Source organism: Oleiphilus sp. HI0132 (assembly GCF_001635845.1).
The window spans coordinates 1-709 of the sequence record NZ_LWGJ01000716.1; the positions used below are offsets into that span (position 1 = coordinate 1).

Annotated in this window: 1 protein-coding gene; it reads left to right on the forward strand. The window is 47.5% G+C overall.

The genetic code is table 11. The annotated features are described in order from the left end of the window. Positions 1-709: AMP-binding protein (locus A3766_RS08535; protein ID WP_156508792.1), on the forward strand; the 709-nt coding region annotated here is incomplete at both ends.

Genomic DNA, 709 nt, shown 5'->3' on the forward strand with positions numbered 1-709 from the left:
TTCTCATGATTCACCACTCGACCTGAACATATGGTTTAAAAAACGCGGCGACTCACTCAGTGGAGCAATCGTCTATAGTACATCTCTCTTTACTGAAAAAACGATCCAAGGCTTTAGGGATCATTTTCTTACGATTCTCGGACAAATTGCACAAAACCCGATAACCAGGCTTTGCGATATAGAACTACTTAATCAAAGCTCAAGCAAGCAAGTGATGAGACAATGTATAGGACCTGCTCATGCTTGGCATGAAGAACAAGCCAACGCCCCTCGCACTGTCGGTCACTACCTTCATCATCAAGCTCAACAATTTGCCGAAAAAGATGCCGTCATATTTGAGCAGGAAGTCTTAAGCTATCGTCAGCTTGATGAACTTAGCTCACAGTGGGCTCAGCTCCTATTAGAGGAGCACGTATCGGTTGGGGACCGCGTTGGCTTGTGCCTGGACCGCTCTCAGCATATGCTCGCGGCCCTAATTGGCATATTGAAAGTCGGCGCCAGCTATGTCCCGCTTGACCCTGACTTCCCCGATGATCGTTTGGCGTACATGATTGAAGACTCGGGCTTACAACACCTAGTCACTCAAGAAACGCATATCAAGCGCCTGCCTTCTGTTGCACACATACTCAATACCGATCTGATTTCTGAACGTCTATCACAGCAGAACACAGCTTGCCCAGATGTAACAATCCCTGAGGATACAGCTGCG